Raw genomic sequence first — 26,271 nt, forward strand, 5'->3', positions numbered from 1 at the left:
CCCGACCCCCACGCCCACCAAGCCGCAGCAGTAGGCCGTCACACCCCCGTCGTGTTGCGCGGGTAGGCGACCTGCGGGTCGGTCGCGATGTTCACGATGTACGGGATGCCTGAGTCGAACGCCCTGCGCAGCGCGGGGCCGATCTCCGACGGCTTGGTGACGAGCTCGCCGCCGCCGCCCAGCGCGGTCACGACCTGGTCGTAACGGCAGTGCGGCTGCAGCTCGGCGGCCACGTCGTAGCCGTACAGCAGCTGCATGGGGTGTTTCTCCAGGCCCCAGATGCCGTTGTTGCCGCAGACCATGACGACCGGCAGGCGGTGGCGGACGAGGGTGTCGACGTCCATCAGGGAGAAGCCGGCGGCGCCGTCGCCGAGCAGCAGCACGACCTGCGAGGAGGGCCGGGCCAGGCGGGCCGCGATGGCGTAGCCCAGGCCGGTGCCGAGGCAGCCGTACGGGCCGGGGTCGAGCCAGTTGCCCGGCTGCTTCGGCTCGACGTACTTGCCGGCGTACGAGACGAAGTCGCCGCCGTCGCCGATCACCACGGCGTCGTCGTCCAGCACCTTGCCGAGCTCGCCGTACACCCGCATGGGGTGGATCGGGTCGGAGCCGGCGGCCAGCAGCTCGGCGTCGCCCGCGATGGCCGCGGCGGCCGCCTCGGACAGCTTCGACACCCAGGAGCCGTACGTGTCGGGCTTGACCCCCGCGTCGGCGCAGGCGCTGGCGAGGCTCCAGAGCACCACCGACAGGTCGCCCGCGGCGGAGGCGGCCGGCTGCATGTGGGTGGCCAGCTGCGAGGGCGTGTCGGCGATGTGCACCACCTTGGCCAGCGGAGCGCCGTCCTTGCCGCCGAACCAGCCGTAGCCGAGGCGGAAGTCGAGCGGTGTGCCGACCACGATCACCAGGTCGGCCTGGCCGAAGGCGAGGCCGCGGGCGCGGGTGACGAGCAGCTCGTGGCCGGACGGCAGGATGCCGCGGCCCTGGCCGTTGGGGATCACCGGCAGCCGCCAGGTCTCGGCGAAGTCGCGGGCGGCCTCCTCGGCGCGGTCCATCCACACGTCGGAGCCGTACACGACGACCGGGCGCTCGGCCTCGGCGATCAGGCGCGCGATGGCGGCCAGGTCGTCGGGGTCGGGCTCCAGCGGCGACGGGGACTGTGTGCGCACCTCGTGGACGGGCGACGGGGAGAACAGGTGGTCCATGTAGAAGTCGAGGAAGACCGGGCCGCGGTGGGGCGCGAGCGCCGTGCGGAAGGCCGACTCGACGTCCTGGCCGACGGACTCGGCGCCGGAGGCGGTGAACGCCAGCTTGGTGATCGGCTCCAGCAGCGGCGGGTGGTCCATCTCCTGCAGGGCGCCGCTGCCCCAGCGCGACTGCGGCGCCCGCCCGCCCAGGACGACCACCGGAGAGCCGTTGAAGTGGGCGGTCGCGACGCCGCTGACGCCGTTGGTGATGCCGGGCCCGGCGGTGAGCACGGCCAGGCCGGGCTTCCTGGTCAGCCGGGCGGTCGCCTCGGCGGCGAAGACCGCGCTCTGCTCATGGCGTACGTCGAGGATGCGCATGCCCTCGTGGACGGCTCCGTCGTAGAGCGGGAAGACATGCCCTCCCGACAGGGTGAACATGGTCTCGACGCCATAGGCCTTGGACACGGCGACGGCGGCGTCACCGGCGTGCTTCGCAGACTCCATGCCGGGAACTTACCAACCAGTCACACCGGTAAACAGATTTTGGGCACGGCATCACCCGCAGCACGTCGACAGCGAGACGGTGCCGCGGGGCGCCCGTGCGGTGATCTTGCGCGTCGACAGTTCGTCGCGTTCGACGTCCACGCGGCTGCGGGCGGCCTCCAGGTCCACGTCGTAGGCGACGGCGGGCGTGCGCACGGTGACGTCGCCGCGCGTGCGCACCACGGCCCTGACCGTGTCGGGCGGCTCCATGAAGCTCACCTGCACCATCCCGGATCCCGTCTCCACGTCGGCCTCGCCGCCGGCGAGCCGCTCGGCGAGCACGTCGCCGGTGCCGGTCCGCACCCGCAGGGGCCCCGCGAGGTCCATCACGTGCACGATGCCGGACGACGACGTCAGGCGCACGCTGCCGAACAGGTCGCTTGCGAACAGGGGGCCGTGCGACATGTTCGCCTCGACGTCGGTCTCCGGCGGGACGCTGACCGCGTAGTCGGCGTGGCAGAGGGGACCGGCCGGCTGGTCGGGGCAGACGGCTTCGAGCCGCAGGGTGGCCGTCCGCTCGTCCCAGTCCTCCGTCACCGTCGGCCGGTCGCGCGACCAGCGCAGCGAGCGGCCGATCCACAGCTCGCCGGCCCGCCCGGAGGTGATGGACAGGCTAACGTCGCCCTCGCCCACGATGATCCGCACCTGCTCGTGGGCGAACGGGATCGAACGCGTCGTGTCGTCGCGCGGCGTTCTGGCGCGGGCGAACTCGTGCCAGAGCACCGTCGTGGAGACCACGAGCGCGACCACCGTCAGCACGGCCCCGGCGGCCAGCCAGAGCGCCCTCACGGCAGGCTCCTGATCTTGAGGAACTGCAGCACGGCGAGCACCCGCCGGTGGTCGCCCTCGGCCGGCGCCAGGTCGAGCTTGGCGAAGATGTTGCCGATGTGCTTGCCCACCGCGCCCTCGCTGAGCACGAGCGCCTGCCCGATGCCGGCGTTGGAACGCCCCTCGGCCATCAGCTGGAGCACCTCGTGCTCGCGGGGCGTGAGCCGTTCGAGCGGGTCGCTGTGGCCGCGCAGCAGCAGCTGGGCCACCACCTCGGGGTCGAGCGCCGTGCCCCCGGCGGCCACCCGGCGCAGCGCGTCGAAGAACTCGGCGACGTCGGCCACCCGGTCCTTCAGCAGGTAGCCGACGCCGCCCGTCGCGGCCGAGGCGAGGAGCTGGGCGGCGTAGCGCTCCTCGACGTACTGCGAGAGCACCAGCACGGCCAGGCCCGGCAGCCTGCGGCGCAGCACCAGCGCGGCCCGCAGGCCCTCGTCGGTGTGCGTGGGCGGCATCCGCACGTCGGTGACGACCAGCTCGGGACGGTGCTCCTCGGCCGCGCGCAGCAGCCCCTCGGCGTCGCCGACGGCGGCCACGACCTCCATGTCCACGGCGTCGAAGAGCCGGATCAGGCCCTCGCGCAGCAGCACGGAGTCCTCCGCGAGCACTACTCGCACGGCAGTCCCACCTCTATCGTCGTCGGGCCGCCCAGCGGGCTGGACAGGCGCAGCGTCCCGTCCACGGAGTCGACCCGCTGGGCCAGGCCGCGCAGACCCGTGCCGCCGTCCATCCGGGCGCCGCCGCAGCCGTCGTCGTACACGAGCAGGTGCAGCCGGTCGCCCTCGCGCCGCACGGTCACCTCGGCCCGGGTGGCCGCGGCGTGCTTGGCGATGTTGGTCAGTGCTTCGGACACGATGAAGAAGGCCACCGCCTCGATGGTCGGAGTGACACGCCGCTCGATGTCGACGCGCAGCTTCACGGGAAAGGGGGCACGGGCGGCGACGCCGGACAGCGCCGCGTCGAGGCCCTGGTCGTTGAGCACGGCCGGGTGCAGGCCGCGCACGAAGTCGCGCAGTTCCTTGAGCGCCTGCTTGGCCTCCTCGTGCGCCTGCTCGATGGCCTTGCGGGCGGGCTCGGGCAGGTCGGTCAGGGTGGCCCTGGCCAGGCCGAGGTTCATGGCGAGCGACACCAGCCGCTGCTGGGCGCCGTCGTGCAGGTCGCGTTCGATCCTGCGACGTTCGGCGTCGGTCGCGTCGATCACGCCGGCCCGGCTCTCCCGCAACGTCTCGATCCGCCGGCCCAGCTCGTCGCGGCTGGGGCCGAGCAGCGTACGGGCCACCGACAGGTCCAGCGCCGCCATGCCGCGCGCCAGCACGGGCGCGAGCAGCAACAACCCCAGCCCCACCGCGATGAACGCGGCCAGCACCCGGTCGTCCCTCAGATCGATCCAGAACTCCATCGGCGGCCGGTAGAGCCGCGGCGCCAGGAACGCCAGCAGGCCCACCACCGCCCCGCCCCACACCACGGCCACCAGGAACGTCCCCACGGCGCTCACGACCGGCGACAGCACGTGGTAGCCGATCTGCCGCCACATCGCCGGGCTGCGCCAGTCCGCGGGGCCCGGCACGGGCGGGATGCGGACGCCGAGGAAGGCGTCGAACCGGGACCGCTGCACCCCCGTGAACCGCGGAACGGCCCGGCGCAGCACGGGGGGCGCCACGGCCAGCACGATCGTGAGCCCGCCGAGCAGCACACCGACCGGCAGTCCGGTCACCACGTGGGCCGTGTCGAGCCAGGCCCGTGCCGACCAGGGGCGGGGGACTTTCATGCCCCTAACGGTATTGACCAGCCCAGGGCGGAGGAAATGGGCCTGGTGTGCCGGCGGGGGGTGGGGCTAACCCCACCCTTCCGGAGTGTGGCGGTGGCGGAAGGCGATGGGGTCGAAGACGCCCCCGAGCGTGGCGGACAGCCCCTCGCGGGCCGCTTCGGCGAACTCCGGCGCCGCGAGCCGCCCGGCCCCGTCCGGCAGCGCGCCGGCGAGCGGCCGCGCGGCCAGCATCTCGAGGTCGGCCACGCTGCTCCGCTCGGCGAGCCCCGGCGCCTGCGGCCACCGGCCGATCACGACGCCGGCGAGGTCGAGCCCCCGGTGCGCGAGCGCCTCCAGGGTCAGCGCCGTGTGGTTGACGGCTCCGCACCCGGCCCGTACGACCACGAGCACCTGAGCGTGCAGCGACCGGGCCAGGTCGGCGATGGTGGCGCCGTCGTCGTCGTAGCGGTCGAGCAGCCCACCGGTGCCCTCCACGATCACCAGCCGGTTGCTCTCGGCCAGCTCCCGCACCAGCACGGCGGCCGCGGCCAGCGACACGGGCGGCATCCCGGCGGCCCGCGCGGCCGCGGCGGGCGACAGCGGCTCGGAAAAACGCCCCAGCTCGAACGTGGTGGCCGCCCCGGACAGCCGGATCACCTGGTCGACGTCACCCGGCTCCCCGGCCGCCACACCGGTCTGCGCGGGCTTGACCACGGCCGCGGCGGACCCGCGCCGCAGCGCGAGCGCCACCACCGCCGCCGTCACCACGGTCTTGCCCACGCCGCCGTCGGTTCCCGTGACGACCAGAACGCTCATGGCCCCAGCGTAGAAGCGCCGGAGGCTACGGACGGCGCAGGCGCGTGACGAACTTGTAGCGGTCGCCGCGGTAGAGCGACTGCGCCCACTCGACGGGGTTGCCGTCGGCGTCGAAGGCGTGCCGGGTGAGCAGCAACATCGGCAGGCCGACGTCGACGCCGAGGGCCTTGGCGTCGTACGGCGTCGCCAGCACGGTCTCGATGATCTCCTCGGCGTCCGTCAGCCGCACGTTGTAGGCGTTGTGCAGCGTCTCGTACAACGACGAGTGCACCTCCAGCTCGCGCCGCAGCCGGGGGAAGCGGCGGGCGGACAGGTGGGTGGTGTCGATCGAGACGGGCTCGCCGTTGGCCAGCCGCAGGCGGTGGATGCGCAGCACCCGGCCGCCGGGGTTGATGGCCAGCCGCCGCGCGAGCGCCTCGTCGGCGGTGATGTAGCCGATGTCGAGGATCTTGGTGTCGGGCTCCAGGCCGGCGGTGCGCAGGTCGCCGATGTAGGAGGTGAGCTGGAGCACCTGGGCCACCTTCGGCTGGGCCACGAACGTGCCCTTGCCCTGGATGCGCAGCAGCCGTCCCTCGACAACCAGCTCGGTCAGCGCCTGCCTGACCGTCGTGCGGGAGGTCTCGAACCGTACGGCGAGCGTGCGCTCGGGCGGCAGCGCCGTGCCGGGCGGCAGGCTCTTGGTGAGCTCGAGCAGGCTGCGTTTCACGTCGTAGTACTTCGGAACGCGGGGGCCGTCGTCTGTCACGCGCTCACCTTCACTTCTGCCACGGCGGTGAGGGCGTGTCTGATCACCGCGAGATCATCGGAACTCACTTTCGCCCGAGCGGTCAACCGCGGGCGCAAGCGGCTCACCGGCGCCGGTCGCGTACGGGCGCGGGCACGCGCGGCTCCGGGCAGCTCAGGTTGATGGAGAAGGATATCCGCAGCGGCCCGCAACGTCGTAACCGAGGTCCGGTGACGCGTCATGTCGCGGCAAGAGCACCCGCCCGTGTGGATCACCTCCCGCAGGCCCGCCTCAGGCAACCGGCCCGCCGTGCCGGAGGTGGCGGGCGGCTGCGACGATGTGACGGTTATCACATGCTGAGATTTCAGCAAAGGTCTGATTGCCTGCACGATGCCGTATCTGTCTTCACTGTGCGACTGCGTGGCCGTGCGCCCGCGTCGTACAGAGTTATGCCCACGTCCTGCCACCTGTCCTCTACGCGGCCGGACGTACGCGCCCGGCAGGGAGCCGATGCGGTTGTCGGTTTGGTTGTCGGTTTGGTTGTCAGGGGCAAAAGCACGCATGATGCAGTCGTGCCGACTCTCAGCGACCTCGTGGCCCGCCACACCACCCTTGACGAGGCCGATCTCGACTGGCTGCACTCGCTGGTCTCCGACTGGCAGTTGCTGGCCGACCTGTCCTTCGCCGACCTCATCCTGTGGGCCCCGCTGCTCGGCGAGTCCGGCTGGATCGCGATCGCGCAGATGCGCCCGACGACCGGCCCGACCGTCTACCACGACGACGTCGTCGGCACCGTCGTCGCCAAGGGCGAGCGCCACCTCATCGACACCGCCTGGAACGAACGCCGCATCTGCCGCGAGGGTGACCCCGACTGGTCCACGGGCGTGCCGGTGAGGGAGGAGACCATCCCCGTGCGCCGGGCCGTCGAGGGCGGCGAGGGCCGCTTCCTGGGCGTCATCCAGCGCTCCACCAACCTGTCGTCGGCGCGCACGCCGTCCCGGCTGGAGCTGACCTACCTGCAGAGCGCATCCGACCTGGCGCAGATGGTGGCCGAGGGGCGTTTCCCGTTCTCGGGGGAGGAGCCGATCCTGGTCCGCTCGCCGCGCGTCGGCGACGGGCTGCTCCGGCTCGACCGGGCCGGCCGGGTGACGTACGCCTCCCCGAACGCCCTGTCCGCCTACCGCCGGCTCGGCCTGCACGCCGACCTGGTGGGCGCCGAGCTGGGCCGGGTGACCGCCGCGCTGTGTTACTCCGACGAGCCGATCAACGAAGATCTGATGATCGTGGCCAGCGGGCGCGCGGCCAAGGAGACCGAGGTCGAGTCGGGCGGCACCATCGTGCAGCTGCGGGCGATCCCGCTGATCGTGGGCGGCGGCCGGATCGGCGCGCTGGTGCTCATCAGAGACGTCACCGAGCTGCGCCGGCGTGAGCGCGAGCTGATGACGAAGGACGCCACCATCCGCGAGATCCACCACCGGGTCAAGAACAATCTGCAGACCGTGGCCGCCCTGCTCCGGCTCCAGGCCAGACGGCTGCGGGTCCCGGAGGGCCGCGAGGCGCTGGAGGAGGCCGTACGCCGGGTCGGCTCGATCGCGATCGTGCACGAGACGTTGTCCCACGCGCCCGAGGAGTTCGTGAACTTCGACGAGATCGCCGACCGCGTGATCGCGATGGCGGGGGAGGTGTCCTCGCCCGAGGTGGCTGTGACGCCCCGCCGGGTCGGGGAGTTCGGCGTGCTGCCCTCGCTCATCGCCACGCCGCTGGCGATGGCGCTCACCGAGCTGCTGCAGAACGCGCTGCAACACGGGCGGCCCAAACGGCTGGAGGTCGTCGCCGAGACGGCGCTCGACCGGCTGAACGTCACCGTCTGGGACGACGGTCAGGGGCTGCCGGCCGGCTTCGAGCTCGACAGTTCCACCAGCCTGGGGTTGCAGATCGTGCGCACGCTGGTGGAGGGGGAGTTGTCCGGCCGGCTCACGATCGAGCCGCGCCTGCGGGGCGGCACCGAGGCCGTCCTCTCCATCCCGCTTCCACTCCCGCCTGGCTGAAGCGGGCGGTGTGACGCGCGCGCGGTCAGGCGCTGAGGCGCGCGCGGGCCCGGGCGGAGCGACGCTTGAGCGCCCGGCGCTCGTCCTCGCTGAGCCCGCCCCAGACGCCGGCGTCCTGGCCGGACTCCAGGGCCCACTTCAGGCACGCGTCGACGACCGAACAGGAACGGCAGATCTGCTTGGCCTCTTCGATCTGCATGAGGGCCGGGCCGGAGTTTCCGATCGGGAAGAACGTCTCGGGATCCACGTCACGGCAGGCAGCTCGGTGGCGCCAGTCCATGCGTCCACTCCTTAGTAGATGGAGCCTCTGGTCGGCTCCGTACGGCTACTACTTTGTGAAAGGTTTCACTAACTACGGCGAACAATTACCCGCATCCATGATGAGGACACGGGGGATTGTCCACGGAGCGGCGGAGGGCCCTTATGGGTTTGTTAAAGGTCCTACGTTCCGACGTCCATGATGAGACTGTCAGCCACGCAGAGTGCACGCAAGGGGGTTGGCGCGAAGTTTTGCCCCTTATGGATGTCGGATGCGTCACACAATGACCGAATGTAACCAGCTAGACCAAAACTTGTAACGCGTTCGGTGTAGACCGGAATGTTACGGTTTCGCGTTCGCCCAGGTAGTCCCCGTCCAGCTGGAAGGCCACCGGGCGGTCGGCCGTGAGCGTGAACTCGGCCTCGTCGTGCAGCTGGACGAGGTGGCGGCCGGACGGAAGGGCGTCACTCTCGGTGAGGATGTGCCGGATCACCGGTGCGAGCGCGAGCGCACCCATCCGGCGCAGCCCGAGCAGGTCGAGACCCGTCTCGAAACTCGCCCACGGCGTCGGGCGCACGGGACGCGGGCCGACGTACGTCCACGGCGAGGTGTTGGAGATGATCGCCATGAAGAGCCCGCGGGCCCTGGGGATGCCGGGACCGGTCAGGGTCATCGCCGGATGCCGCTTGTCCGTGGCCAGGTAGTGCCGTAGAGCGGTGTTCACATACCGGGCCGGGGTAGCTTTACGCCCCGAGCCTCTGAGGCCCTCCACGGCCCGTACAACCTCGGCGTCGTACCCCATGCCGGAGCAGAACGTGAAATACCTGCTCTGCCCCTCCCACAGCGCCTGGCCGAGGCCCACCGTACGCCGGCGGCCCTCCCTCAGCGCCTCCAGCACCACGCCGGTCGACTCCACCGGGTCGTTCGGCAGCCCCAGCGCGCGGGCGAAGACGTTCGCGCTGCCGCCGGGGATCACGACGAGCCAGGGCCGCCCGGAGCTCGGGTCGGCGAGGTGCCGGGCGTCGCCGCCGCCCACCGGGTTGAGCAGGCCGTTGACCGTCTCGTTGATCGTGCCGTCGCCGCCGAGCACCGCCACCACGTCGTAGCCCTTGGCCCGCGCCGTCGCCGCCAGCCGCGCGGCGTGCCCGCGGTAGCGGGTCTCCTCGACGGCGAGCTCCACGGCCGCGCCGAACGCGCGGATCAGCACGTCACGCGTACGGGCGTTCGTGGTCGTGGCCTTGGGGTTGACCAGCAGCATTGCGCGCATAGCGCCAGCGTAGCCGGTCGATGGGCTGTGCCTTATGGGGCTAACGTCCCATTTTTTGGCTGTTTCTCGGACCGAGAGGGCCTGGCGGTAAGGTACGGGCGTGAACGGTCGCCCGCTCAGTCTCCTCATCGCCACCGCGGTCGTCGCCCTGGAGGGCCTCGTCGCCGTCGGTCTCGGCGTCTTCGCCGCCGTGGAGGCGCTGACCGGCAACCCCGTCAGCCTGTCGACCGCGCTGGCCGAGGCAGTGTTCGCGCTGCTGGTGGGCGCCGGGCTGCTCTGGGTCGCCGGTGGCGGGTTGTTCCGGGTGCAGCGATGGGGCAGGTCACCGGCCGTGCTGGCGCAGATCTTCCTGCTCCCCGTCGCCTACACGCTCATCCAGTCAGGGGTGCCGCAGCTCGGCATCCCGCTGGCCGTAGTCGCCGTGGCGGGAATCGCGGCACTGCTCGCTCCCCCCACCACCCACGCACTCTACGGCGACGGCTGACTAGTCCTCGGCCGTCAGGCCCTCGCGCAGCTGCGCGAGGGTGCGGGCGAGCAGCCGCGAGACGTGCATCTGTGAGATGCCCAGCTCGGTGGCGATCTGCGACTGCGTCATGTTGCCGAAGAACCGCAGCAGCAGGATGCGCTTCTCGCGCGGCGGCAGCCGTTCGAGCAGCGGCTTGAGCGACTCGCGGTATTCGACGCCCTCGAGCGACTCGTCCACGATGCCGAGCGAGTCGGACACCGCGGGGGCGTCGTCATCACCGGAGTCGGGCGCGTCGAGCGACACGGTGGAGTAGGCATTGGCCGACTCCAGGCCCTCGAGCACCTCCTCCTCGGTCATCTTCAGATAGGAGGCCAGCTCCGCCACCGTCGGCGCGCGCCCCTCGCGCTGCGAGAGGTCGCTGATCGCCTTGGTGAGCGAGAGCTTGAGCTCCTGCAGACGGCGCGGGACCCGCACCGCCCAGCCCTTGTCGCGGAAGTGCCGCTTGATCTCGCCGACGATGGTCGGCGTCGCGTACGTGGAGAACTCCACGCCGCGGTTGAGGTCGAAGCGGTCGATGGACTTGATCAGACCGATGGTGGCGACCTGGGTGAGGTCGTCGAGCCACTCGCCCCTGTTGCGGAACCGGCGTGCCAGGTATTCGACCAGGGGGAGGTGAAGTTCGACCAGCTCGTCCCTGATGCGCTGGCGACGCGGCTCCTCGGGGCCCAGCTCGGCCAGCTCGGCGAAGAGCTGACGGGCGCGCACCCTGTCGGGCACGGCGTGTTCGCTGGTGGCCATGGCTCCAGTCCTTTCCGTCACGCCGGCCCCGCCGATTTCTGGGCCGCGCCTCGGCGCTTGCGCAGGACGATCGCCATGCGATCGGGAGTGTCGCTCACCGCGTCGACGTCGTCGGCCAGGGCGGTCAGCACCATCCAGGCGAAGTCGTCACGCTTGGGCGCGGAGCTGCCGACCGTCGCCACCTCCACCCGGACCTGCATCTCCTGCCCCGTCAGCTCGAACTCCGCGGTCAGGTCGGTGCCCGGCACCGCCTCGCTGAGCAGCATGGCGCATGCCTCGTCGACCGCGATCCGCAGGTCTTCGATCTCGTCCAGGGTGAAGTCAAGCCGCGCCGCCAGGCCGGCGGTAGCCGTACGCAGCACAGACAGGTAGGCGCTCGCGGCTGGGAGTCTGATGCTCACCACATCGCGGATGCCCGTCACGCCCTCCGCGCGCGTCTCGGTTTCCTCGGTCACGTTCCTCCTCGCGTATCTGACGCTGACTGCAACTTACCGCCCCTGAGAGGTGCTTGGACGATTCAGACGCGCCATCAACGGAAAAGGCTCTGTGCGGCCCGGTGGCCGCACAGAGCCTTATAGGCCGTTTTAGGCAGCCTTGGTCTCCCAGAAGATCTTGGCGATCTCGTCGATCTTGGCCAGCAGTTCCTCGCCCTGGGCGGGGTCGACGGTGCCCTTGCCGCCGGCGGCGCCGGCGAGCTTGGTGGCGTCCCAGAACAGCTGGTGCAGCTGGGGGTACTTCTCCAGGTGCGGCGGCTTGAAGTAGTCGGTCCACAGCACCCACAGGTGGTGCTTGACGAGCTCGGCGCGCTGCTCCTTGATGATCAGCGCACGGGTGCGGAAGACCGGGTCCTCGTTCGCCGCGTACTTCTCCATGATCGCCTTGACCGACTCCGCCTCGATGCGGGCCTGGGCGGGGTCGTAGACCCCGCACGGCAGGTCGCAGTGGGCGGATGCGACATGCTTGGGTCGTAGCAGTCGTGCGAGCATCAGAAAGTCCTTCCTTGATGCTGAATCAGCTTGGTCCACAACCGACCTTACTCGTGTCCCAATGCCTGTGGAGGAGGGGGCTACGGCCCATGAGAGTCCGTGTCGAGGGCGATTCGATGCGCCCGGCGCTGGAGCCCGGCGACTGGCTGATCGTCCGCCGGGGGGCGGCCGTGCGTCCCGGCGACCTCGTGGTGGCCCGGCTGCCCGGCGATCCGGATCGGCTCATCGTCAAACGGGCGCAGTGGCGGGGCGAGGACGGCTGGTGGCTGGAGAGCGACAACCAGCGGGCCGGCGGGCGCCGCGACAGCTGGGATTTCGGCCCGGTCAGCGACATCGTGGGCCGCGTGGTGCTGCGCTACTGGCCGCTGGTGCGCAGGCGGCGCTAGGCGGCGTCAGGAGGCGTTCCTGCGGCGGGCGCGGAAGGCGGCCACGTTCGCGCGGCTGGCGCAGCGGGCCGAGCAGTAGCGGCGGGAGCGGTTGGAGGAGGTGTCGAGGAACGCCTGCCCGCAGTGCGGCTCCCGGCACCGGCCGAGCCGGTCGACACCGTGCTCGGCGACGACGGCGGCCAGGCCCATCACGGCGGTCGCGGCCGGGTCCTCGGCCAGGTGCAGGTGCCAGTCGTTGCCGTCGTGGTCCGACAGCTGAGGGCGTACGGGATAGCGTTCGAGCAGGGCGTTCAGGCGCTCGGCCACGGCCCGGTCGTCACCCGCGGCGTCGAACACGGCGGCCAGCTCGTCGCGCAACCGCCTCAGCCCCTGGGGCGGGTGCGGATCGTTCACCAGGCGCACCGCCCATTCGGCGTAAGAGGTGAGGTCCATGCCCGAGTATTACATCAGAGCGGGCGCGGGCGGGACGTCGTTCGCGGCGTGTTGCCACGGCGGGGCGCGTCCTTCCGGGCGGCCCCGCCGGGGTCAGTCCTCGGGGTGGAGCACGCGGTGCAGGAACGCGCGGGTGCGCTCCTGCTGGGGGTCGCCGATGACCTGGGCCGGGGGGCCGTCCTCGACGACGACGCCGCCGTCCATGAAGACCACGCGGTCGGCCACCTCGCGGGCGAAGCCCATCTCGTGGGTGACCACGAGCATGGTCATGCCCTCCTCGGCCAGCTTGCGCATGACGGTGAGCACGTCGCCGACGAGCTCGGGGTCGAGCGCGGAGGTGGGCTCGTCGAAGAGCATCAGCCCCGGGCTCATGGCCAGCGCCCTGGCGATCGCCACCCGCTGCTGCTGGCCGCCCGAGAGCTGGCCGGGCAGCGCGTCGCACTTGGCCCCGACGCCGACCTTGTCGAGGTTCTCGCGGGCGATGACCTCGGCCTCCCGCTTGCTCCGCCTGAGCACCCGCTGCTGGGCGATCATGACGTTCTGCAGCGCCGTCATGTGCGGGAAGAGGTTGAACTGCTGGAAGACCATGCCGATGTGCCGGCGTACGGCGTCGATGTCGACGTCGGGGTCGGTCACCTCGACGCCCTGGACGAACACCTTGCCGTAGGTCGGCTGCTCCAGCAGGTTGACGCAGCGCAGCAGGGTGGACTTGCCCGAGCCCGACGGGCCGATGACGCAGACCACCTGCCCGGGCTCGACCGTCATGTCGATGCCCTTGAGCACTTCGTTCTTGCCGAAATATTTGTGCAGGTCTTGCAGTTCGATGGCGTGCGTCATCGGTTCCTCCCCTTACGTCCCTCCAGCCGGGACGCGAGGTATCCCAGCGGGATCGTGACGATCAGGTACGTCACGCCCGCCACCATGATCGGTGTGGCGTTGGCGTACTGGGAGGCCAGGTCGTTGCCGAACTTGGCCAGCTCGACGTACTCGCCGGAGACGCCGAGGAACAGCACCAGCGAGGAGTCCTTGAGCAGGGCGACGAACTGGTTGGTGGTCGGCGGGATGACCATGCGGATCGCCTGGGGGATCACCACGGTCAGCTGCGCCCTGCTCGCCGACATGCCCAGCGACCGCGCGGCCTCGACCTGTCCCTTCGGCACGGCCTGCAGGCCCGCGCGGAACACCTCGGCCTGGTAGGCCGCGCCCACCAGGCCGAGCCCGAGGATGCCCTGCCCGTACGTGCCTCCGGGGACCTCGAAGCCCGGCAGCGCGAGCGGCAGGAACGTGATCATCAGGAAGATCAGCAGCGCGGGGAGGCCGCGGAAGATCTCGATGTAGAGGATCGCGATCCACCGGTACGGCCGGACCTGCGAGAGCCGCATGAGCGCCAGCAACAGGCCGAGCACGAAGGAGAAGACGAACCCGCCGACGGCGTAGATGATCGTGTTCCGCAGCGCGACGGTGAACAGCTCGGGCAGCGCCTCGGAGGCGACCTCCGGCTTGGCGAAGTTCTCCGCCAGGCTGCCCCAGTCGGCGTACAGGACGACGGCGACGAGCGCCGCGGCCAGGACGACGTACTGGACGGCGCGGCTGATCCGCTGCTTCTTCCGCGGGCTGAGCCTGGCGCGGGCAGGCTCAGCCGTCTTCGGCTGGTCGGCCATGGATCAGCCCAGCTCGCCGGGCTTCTTGCCGAACCACTTCACGAAGATCTGCTCGTACGTGCCATCGGACTTGGCCTGGGTGATGGCGTCGTTGATGGTCTTGAGCAGGACCGGGTCGGCGTTCTTCTTCAGACCGATGCCGTACTGCTCGCCGGTGTCGAGGCTGGCGATCATCTCGAACTTCTCGGCGATCTCGGGCTTCTTCAGCCAGGTGAGGACGACGGGGAGGTCCTGGACGATCACGTCGGCCTGGCCGGCCTGCAGGGCCAGCAGCTCCTTGGCGGAGTCGGCGTACTCGGTCGGGTCGAAGCCGGCCTTCTTGACGTAGTCGAGGCCGGTAGTGCTGGCCTGGGCGCCCAGCTTGAGACCCTTGGCCTTGACGTCCTCCAGGGAGGCGGCGCCGGTGCCCTTCTTGGCCAGCAGCGCCTGGGTGGCGTCGAAGTAGGGGACGGAGAAGTCGATGTTCTGCTGACGGTCGGGGGTGATCGTCATGCCGGCTGCGGCGACGTCGCACTTCTTCGCCGCCATCGCCGCGCCGCTCTTGATCACGGCGAAGTCGATGTCCACGATGTTCTGGGTCACGCCCAGCTTCTTCGCGGCCAGGTCGACGATGTCCACGTCGAACCCGACGATCTTGCCGCTGTCGTCCTTGAACTGGAACGGCTCGTACGGGATGTTGGTGCAGACCGTGAGCTTGCCGGGCTGCACCAGCTGGGCTCCGCCTGCTGCGGCGGACGCGCTCGCGCCGGTCGTGCCGGAGCTCGTGCCGGTCTCGCTGCCGCAGGCGGCGAGCGCGAGCGCGGCGGTCAGAGCGAGCGCGCCGGCGGTGAAACCACGGCGGCCCTTGGGGCTGAGGGCCATGTACGGCCTCCTCGAAGTGAAAAGCCAGGAAACTTGCGTTTTGTGCAGTTTAAAGGCCATTTAGCTGCGGTCTGTCATCCGGCCTTTAACGATGCGTCAACGGAACGGCGTCAGTCCGGCTCCCGGGCCGGTATATGGCAGAATCGAGAGACGGGTGACCCCCGAACCCCCTCACGAGACGCTCGGCGAGGGGAATCTGGCAGCTACCGAAGCCAGCCCGCTCGCGCGTGTCCGCCGATGGTTTCTTCCGCTCCGATGACGACAGGGGTCGCTGTGGCCGCCACACCCGACGCTTCCGCTTCTTCCACCGAGAACCTCGACCCCGCCTTCCCGCTGCACCGCGGAGGCAAGATCGAGGTCCGGTCCACCGTTCCCGTCCGCGACGCGGGCGACCTGGCGCTCGCCTACACGCCGGGGGTCGCGCGGGTCTGCAGCGCCATCGCCGACAACCCGGCGCTCGCCCGCGAGTACACCTGGACCTCCAACGTGGTCGCCGTGGTCACCGACGGCACGGCCGTGCTCGGCCTCGGCGACATCGGCCCGGCGGCCGCCATGCCGGTCATGGAGGGCAAGGCGCTGCTGTTCAAGGAGTTCGCCGGCGTCGACGCCGTCCCGCTCTGCCTCGACTGCACCGACGTCGACGCCCTGGTCGAGACCGTCGTGCGGCTCGTGCCGTCGTTCGGCGGCGTCAACCTGGAGGACATCAGCGCCCCGCGCTGCTTCGAGGTCGAGGACCGGCTGCGCGAGCGGCTCGACATCCCGGTCTTCCACGACGACCAGCACGGCACCGCCATCGTGGTGCTCGCCGCCCTCCAGAACGCCGCCCGCCTGACCGGCCGCCCGCTCGGCGACCTGCGGGCCGTCGTGGCCGGCGCGGGCGCCTCCGGCATCGCGGTCACCCGCATCCTGCTGGAGGCCGGCATCGGCGACATCGCCGTCTCCGACTCCAAGGGCATGATCTACGAGGGCCGCGAGGGCCTCAACCCGGTCAAGGAGGCCCTGGCCCGCGACACCAACCGCGCGCGGCACACCGGCTCGACCGAGGAGGCCCTGGAGGGCGCCGACGTGTTCGTGGGGCTGTCGGGCTCCACGCTGTCGGAGGAGGCCATCGCCGCCATGGCTACGGGCGCGATCGTCTTCGCCCTGTCCAACCCCACGCCGGAGGTCCACCCCGACGTGGCCGCCAAGCACGCCGGCGTCGTGGCCACCGGGCGCTCCGACTTCCCCAACCAGATCAACAACGTGCTGGCCTTCCCCGGCGTCTTCCGCGGCGCCCTCGACGTGCGAGCCTCCGCGATCACCGAGAACATGAAGGTGGCCGCCGCGAACGCGCTCGCCGGCGTGGTGGGCGACGACCTGTCGCCGACGTACGTGATCCCGAGCCCGTTCGACGACCGGGTGGCGCCCGCGGTGACCGCGGCCGTGGCCGCCCAGGCTCGCGCGGACGGGGTCGCGCGCGTCTGAGCCGAGCCGGGGCGCCCCTCGCAGGGGCGTCCCTTTTTCATGCCTAACCGGCGATGTCGTGGGTAGCCCGCATGACCGTGGGGTGGGGGCTTATTGAGGCTACCTTGGGGAATGTCCAAGATTTCTTTACCGTAAGTGCTATAACTGTAGCTCTCTGTAAGGACGTGGGCGCCGACTCCTGTGACGAGGAGAGCGATGGAACGCGAGCCGAATCGACTGCTGCAGCAGCTCATCGCAGAGGCGGGCTTTTCTCACAAAGGACTTGCCAGGTGTCTCAACGATCTCGGAGCCGCGCGCGGCACCCCGGGCCTCAGGTACGACCACAGCTCCGTCCTGCGCTGGATCGGCGGGCAGCGTCCGCGCGATCCGGTTCCGTCCTTGCTCGCCGAAATCTTCTCGCTGCGGCTGGGCCGGCCGGTCACCCCCGAACACCTGGGGATGGCGGCCACCAGCACGCCCCCGGATCTCGGCCAGGAGTTCACGCACACGTGGCAGGAGGGGGTCTCGACCGTGACGGCGCTGTGGCGGGCCGATGTGGAGAGACGGAGGTTCCTGATCGACTCGACGTTCGCGATCGGGGCCGGCTCCGTCGGAGCCATTCGCTGGTTGACGTCCCCGCCCGAAGGGCGCCTGGGCGGCACCGGCACACGGCGGGTCGGCCAGACCGACATCGCCGCGATCCAGGAGGTCACCCGTTCCTTCGGTGAGCTCGACAACCGGTTCGGCAGCGGCCGCGTCCGCTCCTCGGTGATCAAATACCTCGACACCGCCGTCTCGCCGTTACTCAAGGAGGGCTCGTACGGCGAGTCCGCCGGCAGGCAGCTCGCCGCGGCCGCCGCCGAGCTGACCCGGCTGGCGGGCTGGATGGCCTACGACATGGAGCAGCACGGCATCGCCCAGCGCTACCTCATCCAGGCCCTGAGCCTGGCCAGGGGCGCCGGTGACCAGACGCTGGGCGGCGAGATCCTGGCCGGCATGGCGCACCAGGCGATCTACATGGGCCAGCCCGCCCACGCCCTCGACCTCGCCAGGGCCTCCCAGATGGCCGCCCGCCGAGCGGGGGTCAAGACGTTGCAGTCCTCCGCTCACGTCCTGGAGGCGCACGCGCACGCCGGTCTGGGCGACGACCGCGCCTGCGGGGCCTCGCTCAACGAGGCCGAGCGCGCGTTCGCGGCCCGCAGGGCGGGGGAGGAGCCGCCGTGGCTCAGCTACTTCGACGAGGCCTATCTGTCGGCCAAGTTCGCCCACTGTTTCCGCGACCTCGGCCAGGGCCGGCGCGCCGTCGAGCAGGCGCGGCGGTCGCTCGACATGGACGGCCGCTACGTGCGGGGGCGGATGTTCAACCTGTCGCTGCTGGCCGCGGGGCTGCTGCAGTGCGGGGAGGTGGAGGAGGCGTGCACGGCCGCGGCCGACGCACTGGCGCTGGCGGGGGAGTTGCAGTCGGTGCGGTCCCGGTCGTACGCGGCGGATCTGCGGCGGCGGCTGGAGCCGTACCGGGAGGAGCGGCCGGTGCGGGAGCTGAGGGAGCGGGCGCGGGAGCTCGCGGCCGTCTGAGCGCGACTGTTCACCCGCGCTGAGACGTGAGACTGCTCTCGCGCAAGGCCCGTTGTCAAAGACGCGAAACGGCCCGGGCCTTTGCGACGACCACTAGAAGGAAGGCGCGAGGTCCGGGCCGTTGTCGGGAGGGGAGCCGGCTCAGAGGCCGGGCTCTGGTTACTGGAGCAGCTCGCCCTTGGGGCTCACGAGCGACTTGGTCTTCGCGTAGTTCGCCTTGTTGTAGACGTCCGCGACCTCGCCGTCGAAGATCGCCGAGCTGATGTAGTCGACGCGGTCGTTGCCGTCGTAGTCGTGGAACATGCTCGTCACGCCGTTGACGTAGCCGGTGCGCTTGCCGTTGTCGTACTTCATGAGCCAGGGGCCGCCGTCGGCGCCGCCGGTCATGGAGCACTTGAGCACCTGGTGGGTCTCCACCTTGAACATGTTGACCTGCCAGCTCTTGGTGCCGGTCTTGCCCGCGCACCACTTCGGCGTCAGGCCGGAGAACGGACGGTCGCCGTCGGGGTGGGGAGCGCTGGGGTAGCCGAAGACGGTCACCGACTGGCCGAGCTTCTGGTTCCAGGCGACACCCTGACCACCGACGACGTCACCGAGGGGACCCATGTCCTTGGCGATGCCGATGATGTAGTGGTCGCGGAAGTAGCGGACGGTCGAGCCGGTCTTGACCCACTGAACGACGTAGTAGTGGCTCTCGTACCAGGCGATCTCGTTGCCGTTCGTGTCCTTGTCGACCTCGAGCAGGCCGGGGAACTTGCCCTCGGCCTTCTGCGCCACCAGCTTCTTGTACTCGGCCTGGGTGATGGGGGTCCGCTCGACCTTCTCGTACTGCTCGCCGTTCTTGCGCTCGGCGGTGGCCTTGGGGGCCTCGTCGAAGGCGGCCTTGGTGACCTCGATCCTGGTCAGGGTCTTGTCGCCCGTGTAGTCGTGGCCGACCTTCACGGGGGTGGTGTCGAAGTCCTTCGACCAGTACGGTCCGGCGGGCCCGTACTTGGAGAAGTTCGGCTCGAACTCCTCCTTCTTGATCTCCTCGTGCTTCACCCACTTGTCGCCGGCCCAGTCGGCGAACTCGGCCTTGCTGACCTCCTTGCTGCCGGCCAGCGAGAAGCCGTTGTGGACGGCGACGAAGGCGAAGTCACCGTCGTAGTCGTCGTAGGTATCGAGGTCATAGGCGGTGTAGGCGTACGCGCCGACGTAGACGCCGTAGGGGGCCTTGCCCTGGTAGTAGCCGGGGATGAAGACCCACTTGTCGTAGACGTCGTCCTTGCCGCCGTTCTCGAAGACGCAGTGGCCGGCGGTGGCGACGAGGTTGCGCAACTTGGACTGGATGGACGTGGCCGAGCACCAGTGGTACTCACCGTCCTTGTCCTGGAAGAACACCTTGCCGATGGTCTTGGGCAGGTTCACGTTCTTGGACGCGGCGGGCTTGGTGGTGCCGGTCGGAGCGGTCATGCCGGGCTTGCCGTCAGGGGCGCCCTGGCTCTGCGAGCTGACCAGCTTGGGAACGTCCTTGGTGTCCAGGCGGTACTGGGTGGCCTTCTTCAGCGCGGCTCCGTTGGCGTCGAGCCAGAAGGCGGCGGCGTTGTAGGCGTCCGCAGGCTTGGGCAGAAGGTCGTCCGTGGCCCAGCTGGGGGCGGCGTTGGCGGGCACGGCAAGGACGGCGGCACTGAGACCGGCGGCTGCGAGGGGGAAGAGCAGGCGCTTCACGGGAGGCTCCACTGTTGTCAAAAAGGGTGTAAAGACCCTATCGACCCTTTAGTCACTCAGGTAAGGGGAATCACAGAATTTTCGACCTTGAACAGGCCAAAGGGCCCGGCTGGCTGCCGAGCCCTTTGGTTACTGCTTCAGAACGGGAACCGTTCCGACGTGATCTCTGAGCGGTACTACTTGACGAGCTTGCCGGACCACGCGGCCGAAGCGGCCTTGTAGATCGCAGCGGTCTCGCCGTCGAAGATCGCCGAGGTGATCGTGTCGTAGCGGTCGTTCTTGTCGGTGTCCGCGATGAGGCTGGTGACACCGGAGACGTAGCCGAGACGCTTGGCGTTGCTGTAGTTGGACAGCCACGGGCCACCGTCGTAGCCGGCGGTCACGGCGCACTTCAGCGACTGCTGCTCCTCGACCTTCTTGGAAGCGATGGTGAGGACCTTGCTCGCCGACTTGCCGTAGCACCACTTCGGCGTCACACCGGTGTACGGACGGTTGCCGTCCAGGTGCGGGCCGTAGGGGTAACCGAAGGTACGGACGGTCTTGCCGGGGCCCTGGTTCCAGGCAACGCCCTGGCCACCGACGTTGTCACCGAGACGGCCGGCGTCCTTCAGACCGACGGACGGCGGGGTGATGATGAAGTAGCCGATGACCTTGTAGTACTTCATCTGGTCGGCGTCGACCTTGACCCACTGCTTGACCCAGTACTGGGTCTTGTAGAAGCTGCCGTCCTTCGCCTCGACCTTGCCAAGGAACTTGCCGGCGGCCTTGGCGGCCACGAGCTCCTTGTACTCGGCCTCGGAGATGGCAACGGTCTTGCCGCTCTCGCCCTTGACCGTGGCGTCCGTGGGGTCGATCTGGCACCACGACGGGCACTTCTCGCCGTTGACCAGCGTGTCGGTGGCGGCGGGCGCCTTGTTGTAGTCGAACTCGGTGACTTCCTTGCCCAGGAGGAGCTTGGTCTCGCCCTCCTTGGCGACGTAGTCGTGGCCGACGTTGGTCACGCCACCCTTGACGACGTCGTAGGCGTAGGGGCCCTCGGGACCGTACTGCGACACACCAGCGTCGTAGGCGTCCTTCGAGATCTCCTCGACCTTGAGCTTCTTCGGACCCTTCCAGGCGTCGTACTCAGCCTTGTTGACCTGCTTCACGGAGCGGCCGGTCACGCTGAGGTTGAGGCCGTTGTAGACCGTGACGAACGCGTAGTCGCGGTCGAAGTCCTCGAAGACGTCGAAGTCGTAGTGGGTGAACGCCTGCTTGCCGGCGTAGATGCCGAACGGAGCCTTGCCCTGGTAGTAGCCGGGGACGAAGACCCACTTGTCCAGCACGGCCTCGTTCTTGTCCACGTCGTAGACGCAGTGCCCGGCCGTGGCGACCAGGTTGCGGTACTGGGACTGGATCGAGGTGCCGGAGCACCAGTACTTCTTGCCGTCCTTGACGAAGAACACCTTGCCGATGGTCTTCGGCAGGTTCACGTTCTGGACCTTGGCGGTGGTCTTCTTCTCCTCGCCGATGGGGGCGGTGGAGCCGGGCTTGGTGTCGGCCGAGTAGCCGCCACCGCTCTTGACCTGGGCAACCTCGAGGTTGTCCGGGTTGAAGGCCACAGCGCCCTTCAGCGCGGCGAAGTTCGACCGAGCCCAGAAGTTGATGGTCTGGACGGCCTTCGCCTCGGCGGCGAAGGTCTTCGACTCGACCTTGTCGTCAGCCTGGGCGGTGCCGGCCAGGCCGGCAGCCAGAAGACCAGTGGCCAGAATGGCGCCACTGGCGGGGAGGAGGATGCGCTTCACGGTAACTCCTTGCGCTGTCGTGGAACGCCTCTTGCGTCCCATGCGTCAGTAAAGGGATAGCCAGGAACATACAGTGTCGATCTTGATCCCGGGTAGCCGCTTTGACAGGAAAAGAGGCGACTCGTGGGGCCGTGATCGTTCTGTGATGTTTAGAGGCTGATGCGCAGGAGTTTCAAAGAAGCCGTCTTGTGACCATTTGGCCTGATCAACATGAGTGCGTTGACAGTGTGACTGGCGGGGTCAGGGCTCCTTCCTGAGTCGTTCCAGAAAGCCTGTGTGACACACATCACATGGGTCCAGTGGCACCGTCCGAGCGTCCCGTGCGTCAAAACGCCCTTCACTTTCCGGGAAAGCAGAGAGGGCCCGGCTGGTTGCCGGGCCCTCTCTGCTAACAACGGTTACACGAACGGCTCAGGTCCGGTCGCGGAACGTGGTCCTCAGACGATCTTGCCGGACCAGGAGGCCGCAGCGGCCTTGTAGACGGTGTTGGTCTCACCGTCGAAGTACGGCGACGAGACGTAGTCCACGCGGCCGTTCTTGTCCTGGTCGTTGAAGGTGCTGATGACACCGTTCACGTAGCCGAGACGCTTGGTGTTCTTGTAGTTGTACAGCCACGGGCCACCGTCGGCGCCCTCGGTCATGGCGCACTTGAGGGCGACGTGCTCCTCGATCTTCTTGGCGGCGGAACCCTGCAGCTTGCTGCTGGTCTTGCCGTAGCACCACTTGGGCGTGACGCCCGTGTAGTTCTTGTTGCCGTCGGGGTGAGGAGCGGCCGGGTAGCCGAACACGCGGACGTACTTGCCGGTGGGCTGGTTCCAGGCGAAGCCCTGACCACCGACGTTGTCGCCCAGGCGACCGGCGTCCTTCACCGCGAGCTCCGGCGGAGTCACGATGAAGTAACCGATGACCTTGTAGTACTTCATCTGGTCGGCGTCGACCTTGATCCACTGCTTGACCCAGTACTGGGTCTTGTAGAAGCTGCCGTTCTTCGCCTCGACCTTGCCCAGGAACTCACCCTTGGCCTTGGCGGCCACGAGCTCCTTGTACTCGGTCTCGGAGATGGCAACGGTCACGCCGCTCTGACCCTTGACCGTCGGGTCCTTGGGGTCAATCTGGCAGATCGTCGGGCACTGCTCACCGTTGATGAGCGCCTCGGTGCCCTTGGGCGCCTTGTTGTAGTCGTACTCGGTGACCTCGCGACCCGTCAGGATCTTGGTCTCACCCTCCTTGGCGACGTAGTCGTGGCCAACGTTGGAGACGCTGCCCTTGACCACGTCGTAGGCGTACGGGCCCTCGGGGCCGTACTTGGAGACGCCGGCCTCGTACTCGTCCTTCGAGATCTCGTCGACCTTGAGCTTCTTGGCGCCCTTGTAGGCGTCGTACTCGGCCTTGTTGACCTGCTTGACCTGCGGGCCGGTGCCGTCCAGCTTGACGCCGTTGTACACGGTCACGAACGCGTAGTCGCGGTCGTAGTCCTCGTACACGTCGAAGTCGTAGTGGGTGAACGCCTGCTTACCCACGTAGATGCCGAACGGAGCCTTGCCCTGGTAGTAACCCGGGACGAAGACCCACTTGTCCATGACGTCGGAGTTCGTCGCCGTGTCGTACACGCAGTGGCCGGCAGTGGCGACCAGGTTGCGGTACTTGGACTGGATCGAAGTGGCGGAGCACCACTTCTTCTCGCCCTTGTCGTTGACGAAGAACACCTTGCCGATGGTCTTCGGCATGTTGACGTTCTGGACCTTGCTGGAGGTCTTCTTCTCCTCGCCGATCGGAGCGGTCGAGCCCGGCTTGGTGTCCGAGCTGTACCCGCCCTTGCTCTGGAGCTGGGCGACGTCGGTCTTGTCCCAGACGTTCGACTCCTTGGCGGCCCGGAGGGCAGCGCCGTTGTTCTCCGCCCAGAACTGCGCGATGGCCTTCGCGTTGGCGGCCGAGGTCGCCATGTTGTCCTTCGCCACGACCGTGTCGGCGGTGGCCGTACCGGCCAGGCCGGCGGCCAGGAGGCCGGTGGCCATGACGACGCCACCGGCGGGGATGAGGATGCGCTTCAAGGGAACTGCTCCTTGCTCTGTCGTGGGTCGCAACTTGCGTCCCATGCGTCAGTAAAGGGATAGCAAGGAACATAGCGTGGTGATCTCCGCAGGTGGAACCCGCTTTGAAACATCCGACTGGCCCCTCCGGCGCCGTGACCTGTTCGTGACCTGTCAGACGATCTCGCCGGCCGTGATCGCGAAGTTACGTTTTTGCAGGAAATGCGGGGATTGATGTTGCTGGGACGAAAGTGCCGTTTAGTGCCCCGCCACAATCCGTAGTCGGCCTAATGTGATTCAGATCACAGGAACCAGATGGGAACCTCCCCCGTCTAATCTGGCTCGTTCCACACAGGAAACGTTCAGGTTCGCTTTTAGAATGACGGATTTGCCCGATTTCCGGGTGTGGCGTACCGATCCCTGAAACAAGGCGAGGGCCTCCGGCACACTGTGCCGGAGGCCCTCGCTTTCCCCTGGTAGGGCTTACTTGTACAGCTCCCCGCGCGGGCCGACGATGCGGCCCGACCACGAGTTCTTGGCCGCGTTGTACACCGCGGCCGTCTCGCCGTCGAAGTACGGCGTGGTGATGTAGTCGATCCGGTCGTTGGCGTCCTGGTCGGCGAACGTGCTCGTCACGCCGTTGACGTATCCGAGACGCTTGCCGTTGTTGTAGTTGAGCAGCCAGGGGCCGCCGTCGTAACCGGGGGTGACGGCGCACTTGAGGCCGACGTGCTCCTCGATCTTCAGCCAGGAGGCGCCGACGGTCTTGGCGGTGGTGCTGCCGTAGCAGTGCTTCGGCGTCACACCCGAGTACGGCTTGTCGCCGTCAGGGTGCGGAGCCGCCGGGTAGCCGAAGGTGCGCACCGGCTTGCCGGTGGCCTGGTTCCAGGCGAAGCCCTGACCGCCCACGTTGTCGCCGAGGCGGCCCGCGTCCTTCGACAGCAGGATGTAGTAACGCCCGCCCCACGAGCGCTTCGGCCCGGTGAAGCGCTGGAAGTCCCTGCGGTCCACCTGCTTGACGCCGTTGAACAGGACGCCGTTGTAGACGGTGACGAACGCGTAGTCGCGGTCGTAGTCCTCGTAGACGTCGAAGTCGTAGTGGGTGAAGGCCTGCTTGCCCACGTAGATGCCCCACGGGGCCTTGCCCTGGTAGTAGCCGGGGACGAAGACCCACTTGTCGAGAGTGGGGGAGTTGGTCTCCGTGTCGTACACGCAGTGGCCCGCGGTGGCGACCAGGTTGCGGTAGTTCGACTGGATGGAGGTGGCCGTGCACCAGCGGTACCGGCCGGAGCCGTCGACGAAGAAGACCTTGCCGACGGTCTTGGGCAGGTTGACGTTCTGGGCCGAGCCGGTGGACTTCGACTCGCTCGTCGGCGCCGTCATGCCGGGCCGGCCGTCGGGGTCGTAGCCGCCCTTGGAGACGACCTTCCGCACTTCCTTCGAGTCCCACGTGTACTGGGTGGCGGAGCGGAGGGCGGCGCCGTTCGAGGCGAGCCAGAAGGAGGCGACGGAGACCGCTTCGGCGTTGTTACGCGCCATCGGGTCGTGAGCGACGCCGGCGGCGGCCTGGGCGGCCGTGCCGGAGAGGCCGGAGGCGAGCAGTCCGGTGGCCAGAAGGGCGCCACCGGCGGGAAGGATGATTCGCTTCAAGCTAACTCCAGGTTGCGCTGACCGGAGGCGCCTCATGCGCCTCCGCAACTCAGCAAACGGACAGCCCGGAACCTACAGCTTGACCTGCAAGCCTGGAATTACCGGCGAATCTGGTCGAACGTTCCAAACCTGGACGTGATCATCCCGTGACGAACGAACTGGCTGATCACCCGTTGTGATCGTTTGGTTGCTATGACTTAGGTCACATTTGCCGGGGTGGTGACCGCTGCGGCGTGGCGGTAGACCTGGCCGGTCGTGGTGTCGAAGTACGGGGACGACACCGCGTCGTAGAAACCGCCCGGATTGCGGTTCCACGTCAGGCTGTTGACGCCGTTCAGGTTGCCGAGCCGGTGGTTCTCGTCGTAGCCGATGACCCAGGGGCCGCCGCTGACGCCGGCGCTGAAGCCGCAGGGCTGCAGTTCGACGCCCTTCTGCACGTCACGGGCGGGGGCCACGGTGAAGCGGGTGGGACCAGTCGGGCAGGTCCGCAGCGACTTGCCGTCGTACGGGGTCGTGCCGTCGGGCTGCGCGCCCGCCGGGTAGCCGAACGGAGTCACCGTGTACGTGCCCGGCTTCTTGTTCAGGTCGAGGCCGAGCCCGCCGACGTTGTCCTGGAGCGTGCCGACGTCCTGCATGACGTAGCCGCCGTCCTTCGCGGCCCAGGTGAAACCGCGGTGCACGGACACGAACGCGTAGTCGTAGTCGTAGTCGCCCTTGCCGGACCAGTCCTCGTGCATGCTGATCGAGGCGCCCACGTAGATGCCGTCGGGCGTCTCGCCGTTGGCGCCGGGGTTCGGGACGAAGATCCAGTAGTCGGCGGCCCTGGCCTGGCGGGAGTCGTACGCGCAGTGTCCGGCCGTGGCGACCACGCTGCGGTTCTTGGCGGCGACCGCGGCGCCGGAGCACCAGTACTCCTTGCTCCCGAACCGGAAGTAGACCTTGCCCATGGTCCGCGCGGTGCCCGAACGCGGCGCGGCGGAGGCCACGCTCTGCGCGGCGAGCGACCGGTTGGGGGCCGGAACGGGGCCGGCGACACTTGCGCCGGCGGCCGAGGTGGAGTCGGCGGCGGCGCCGGGGGTGGC

At 68.9% G+C, this 26,271-nt stretch carries 25 protein-coding genes; 5 read left to right on the forward strand and 20 right to left on the reverse strand.

The window, feature by feature from the left end; genetic code table 11:
- Positions 1-38 precede the first annotated feature (38 nt).
- From C1J01_RS25095 to C1J01_RS25120, 6 genes are all read right to left on the reverse strand, one after another.
- Positions 39-1,685, reverse strand: a complete 1,647-nt coding sequence (locus tag C1J01_RS25095) for an acetolactate synthase (protein ID WP_111181427.1) — start codon at positions 1,683-1,685, stop codon at positions 39-41.
- Between the two features lie 51 nt (positions 1,686-1,736).
- Positions 1,737-2,513, reverse strand: coding sequence for a DUF4097 family beta strand repeat-containing protein (locus C1J01_RS25100; RefSeq protein ID WP_111181428.1), 777 nt, complete (start codon positions 2,511-2,513; stop codon positions 1,737-1,739).
- Positions 2,510-3,166 (reverse strand): response regulator transcription factor, encoded by a 657-nt coding sequence (locus C1J01_RS25105; protein WP_111181429.1) that lies wholly within the window; start codon positions 3,164-3,166, stop codon positions 2,510-2,512. The genes C1J01_RS25100 and C1J01_RS25105 overlap by 4 nt, the downstream gene beginning before the upstream one ends.
- The gene (locus C1J01_RS25110) at positions 3,157-4,317 is read right to left on the reverse strand and encodes a sensor histidine kinase (RefSeq protein WP_111181430.1); all 1,161 of its coding nucleotides are present in this window, start codon (positions 4,315-4,317) and stop codon (positions 3,157-3,159) included. The genes C1J01_RS25105 and C1J01_RS25110 overlap by 10 nt, the downstream gene beginning before the upstream one ends.
- Positions 4,318-4,383: 66 nt before the next feature.
- Positions 4,384-5,112 carry a dethiobiotin synthase gene (gene bioD, locus C1J01_RS25115; RefSeq protein ID WP_111181431.1) on the reverse strand — a complete coding sequence of 243 codons (729 nt, stop codon included), beginning with the start codon at positions 5,110-5,112 and terminating at the stop codon, positions 4,384-4,386.
- 25 nt (positions 5,113-5,137) lie between these two features.
- Positions 5,138-5,857, reverse strand: coding sequence for a GntR family transcriptional regulator (locus C1J01_RS25120; RefSeq protein ID WP_111181432.1), 720 nt, complete (start codon positions 5,855-5,857; stop codon positions 5,138-5,140).
- Between the two features lie 551 nt (positions 5,858-6,408).
- On the opposite strand from C1J01_RS25120, the gene C1J01_RS25125 reads away from it, so the two are divergent.
- Complete coding sequence (locus tag C1J01_RS25125) at positions 6,409-7,884, forward strand: PAS domain-containing sensor histidine kinase (protein ID WP_111181433.1); 1,476 nt, start codon at positions 6,409-6,411, stop codon at positions 7,882-7,884.
- A gap of 25 nt (positions 7,885-7,909) precedes the next feature.
- Here the strand turns inward: C1J01_RS25125 and C1J01_RS25130 are convergent, their stop codons facing one another.
- Positions 7,910-8,164: a WhiB family transcriptional regulator gene (locus C1J01_RS25130; RefSeq protein WP_111181434.1), complete on the reverse strand. Its 255-nt coding sequence runs from the start codon at positions 8,162-8,164 to the stop codon at positions 7,910-7,912.
- A gap of 280 nt (positions 8,165-8,444) precedes the next feature.
- Positions 8,445-9,410, reverse strand: coding sequence for a diacylglycerol/lipid kinase family protein (locus C1J01_RS25135; RefSeq protein ID WP_111181435.1), 966 nt, complete (start codon positions 9,408-9,410; stop codon positions 8,445-8,447).
- Between the two features lie 100 nt (positions 9,411-9,510).
- Between C1J01_RS25135 and C1J01_RS25140 the strand changes: the two genes are divergently transcribed.
- Positions 9,511-9,894 carry a hypothetical protein gene (locus tag C1J01_RS25140; protein ID WP_111181436.1) on the forward strand — a complete coding sequence of 128 codons (384 nt, stop codon included), beginning with the start codon at positions 9,511-9,513 and terminating at the stop codon, positions 9,892-9,894.
- Here the strand turns inward: C1J01_RS25140 and C1J01_RS25145 are convergent, their stop codons facing one another.
- The 3 genes from C1J01_RS25145 to sodN form a co-directional block, all read right to left on the reverse strand.
- Positions 9,895-10,674, reverse strand: a complete 780-nt coding sequence (locus C1J01_RS25145; protein WP_020544159.1) for an RNA polymerase sigma factor SigF — start codon at positions 10,672-10,674, stop codon at positions 9,895-9,897.
- Positions 10,675-10,691: 17 nt separating this feature from the next.
- Complete coding sequence (locus C1J01_RS25150; RefSeq protein ID WP_111181437.1) at positions 10,692-11,129, reverse strand: ATP-binding protein; 438 nt, start codon at positions 11,127-11,129, stop codon at positions 10,692-10,694.
- A gap of 129 nt (positions 11,130-11,258) precedes the next feature.
- Complete coding sequence (sodN, locus tag C1J01_RS25155) at positions 11,259-11,660, reverse strand: superoxide dismutase, Ni (RefSeq protein ID WP_111181438.1); 402 nt, start codon at positions 11,658-11,660, stop codon at positions 11,259-11,261.
- 89 nt (positions 11,661-11,749) lie between these two features.
- Here sodN and C1J01_RS25160 point away from each other — a divergent pair, with 89 nt between their 5' ends.
- Positions 11,750-12,046 (forward strand): S24 family peptidase, encoded by a 297-nt coding sequence (locus C1J01_RS25160; protein ID WP_111181439.1) that lies wholly within the window; start codon positions 11,750-11,752, stop codon positions 12,044-12,046.
- 6 nt (positions 12,047-12,052) lie between these two features.
- Here C1J01_RS25160 and C1J01_RS25165 read toward each other — a convergent pair whose 3' ends face one another.
- The 4 genes from C1J01_RS25165 to C1J01_RS25180 all read right to left on the reverse strand — a co-directional run bounded on the left by C1J01_RS25165 (position 12,053) and on the right by C1J01_RS25180 (position 15,000).
- Complete coding sequence (locus tag C1J01_RS25165) at positions 12,053-12,478, reverse strand: CGNR zinc finger domain-containing protein (protein ID WP_111181440.1); 426 nt, start codon at positions 12,476-12,478, stop codon at positions 12,053-12,055.
- Positions 12,479-12,571: 93 nt separating this feature from the next.
- Entirely contained in the window at positions 12,572-13,315 is a 744-nt protein-coding gene (locus C1J01_RS25170; protein WP_111181441.1) for an amino acid ABC transporter ATP-binding protein, read from the reverse strand.
- On the reverse strand, positions 13,312-14,139 hold the full coding sequence (locus C1J01_RS25175) for an amino acid ABC transporter permease (RefSeq protein ID WP_111181442.1): 828 nt from the start codon (positions 14,137-14,139) through the stop codon (positions 13,312-13,314). The genes C1J01_RS25170 and C1J01_RS25175 overlap by 4 nt, the downstream gene beginning before the upstream one ends.
- 3 nt (positions 14,140-14,142) lie before the next feature.
- Positions 14,143-15,000 carry an ABC transporter substrate-binding protein gene (locus C1J01_RS25180; RefSeq protein ID WP_111181443.1) on the reverse strand — a complete coding sequence of 286 codons (858 nt, stop codon included), beginning with the start codon at positions 14,998-15,000 and terminating at the stop codon, positions 14,143-14,145.
- A gap of 255 nt (positions 15,001-15,255) precedes the next feature.
- Here C1J01_RS25180 and C1J01_RS25185 point away from each other — a divergent pair, with 255 nt between their 5' ends.
- Both C1J01_RS25185 and C1J01_RS25190 read left to right on the forward strand, forming a co-directional pair.
- On the forward strand, positions 15,256-16,464 hold the full coding sequence (locus C1J01_RS25185) for an NAD(P)-dependent malic enzyme (protein WP_111181444.1): 1,209 nt from the start codon (positions 15,256-15,258) through the stop codon (positions 16,462-16,464).
- 195 nt (positions 16,465-16,659) lie between these two features.
- Positions 16,660-18,018, forward strand: coding sequence for an NsdA family TPR-like regulatory protein (locus C1J01_RS25190; RefSeq protein WP_111181445.1), 1,359 nt, complete (start codon positions 16,660-16,662; stop codon positions 18,016-18,018).
- A gap of 159 nt (positions 18,019-18,177) precedes the next feature.
- On the opposite strand, the gene C1J01_RS25195 is transcribed toward C1J01_RS25190, so the two are convergent.
- The 5 genes from C1J01_RS25195 to C1J01_RS25215 form a co-directional block, all read right to left on the reverse strand.
- Positions 18,178-19,725, reverse strand: coding sequence for a trypsin-like serine peptidase (locus C1J01_RS25195; protein ID WP_111181446.1), 1,548 nt, complete (start codon positions 19,723-19,725; stop codon positions 18,178-18,180).
- Between the two features lie 176 nt (positions 19,726-19,901).
- Positions 19,902-21,509, reverse strand: coding sequence for a trypsin-like serine peptidase (locus C1J01_RS25200; protein WP_111181447.1), 1,608 nt, complete (start codon positions 21,507-21,509; stop codon positions 19,902-19,904).
- 437 nt (positions 21,510-21,946) lie between these two features.
- A complete protein-coding gene (locus C1J01_RS25205) occupies positions 21,947-23,560 on the reverse strand; it encodes a trypsin-like serine peptidase (RefSeq protein WP_111181448.1) in 1,614 nt (537 codons plus the stop codon).
- 462 nt (positions 23,561-24,022) lie between these two features.
- On the reverse strand, positions 24,023-25,189 hold the full coding sequence (locus tag C1J01_RS25210; RefSeq protein WP_111181449.1) for a trypsin-like serine peptidase: 1,167 nt from the start codon (positions 25,187-25,189) through the stop codon (positions 24,023-24,025).
- 197 nt (positions 25,190-25,386) lie between these two features.
- Positions 25,387-26,271: trypsin-like serine peptidase (locus tag C1J01_RS25215; RefSeq protein ID WP_111181450.1), on the reverse strand; the 885-nt coding region annotated here is incomplete at its 5' end.

Source organism: Nonomuraea aridisoli, assembly GCF_003236395.1.
GTDB lineage: Bacteria > Actinomycetota > Actinomycetes > Streptosporangiales > Streptosporangiaceae > Nonomuraea > Nonomuraea aridisoli.

Bases quoted from the DNA above. Each gene is read 5' to 3' on its own strand.
- C1J01_RS25095 (WP_111181427.1), bottom strand. From the start codon at position 1,685: ATGGAGTCTGCGAAGCACGCCGGTGACGCCGCCGTCGCCGTGTCCAAG.
- C1J01_RS25110 (WP_111181430.1), bottom strand. From the start codon at position 4,317: ATGAAAGTCCCCCGCCCCTGGTCGGCACGGGCCTGGCTCGACACGGCC.
- bioD (WP_111181431.1), bottom strand. From the start codon at position 5,112: ATGAGCGTTCTGGTCGTCACGGGAACCGACGGCGGCGTGGGCAAGACC.
- C1J01_RS25130 (WP_111181434.1), bottom strand. From the start codon at position 8,164: ATGGACTGGCGCCACCGAGCTGCCTGCCGTGACGTGGATCCCGAGACG.
- C1J01_RS25135 (WP_111181435.1), bottom strand. From the start codon at position 9,410: ATGCGCGCAATGCTGCTGGTCAACCCCAAGGCCACGACCACGAACGCC.
- C1J01_RS25145 (WP_020544159.1), bottom strand. From the start codon at position 10,674: ATGGCCACCAGCGAACACGCCGTGCCCGACAGGGTGCGCGCCCGTCAG.
- sodN (WP_111181438.1), bottom strand. From the start codon at position 11,660: ATGCTCGCACGACTGCTACGACCCAAGCATGTCGCATCCGCCCACTGC.
- C1J01_RS25160 (WP_111181439.1), top strand. From the start codon at position 11,750: ATGAGAGTCCGTGTCGAGGGCGATTCGATGCGCCCGGCGCTGGAGCCC.
- C1J01_RS25165 (WP_111181440.1), bottom strand. From the start codon at position 12,478: ATGGACCTCACCTCTTACGCCGAATGGGCGGTGCGCCTGGTGAACGAT.
- C1J01_RS25170 (WP_111181441.1), bottom strand. From the start codon at position 13,315: ATGACGCACGCCATCGAACTGCAAGACCTGCACAAATATTTCGGCAAG.
- C1J01_RS25175 (WP_111181442.1), bottom strand. From the start codon at position 14,139: ATGGCCGACCAGCCGAAGACGGCTGAGCCTGCCCGCGCCAGGCTCAGC.
- C1J01_RS25180 (WP_111181443.1), bottom strand. From the start codon at position 15,000: ATGGCCCTCAGCCCCAAGGGCCGCCGTGGTTTCACCGCCGGCGCGCTC.
- C1J01_RS25185 (WP_111181444.1), top strand. From the start codon at position 15,256: ATGACGACAGGGGTCGCTGTGGCCGCCACACCCGACGCTTCCGCTTCT.
- C1J01_RS25190 (WP_111181445.1), top strand. From the start codon at position 16,660: ATGGAACGCGAGCCGAATCGACTGCTGCAGCAGCTCATCGCAGAGGCG.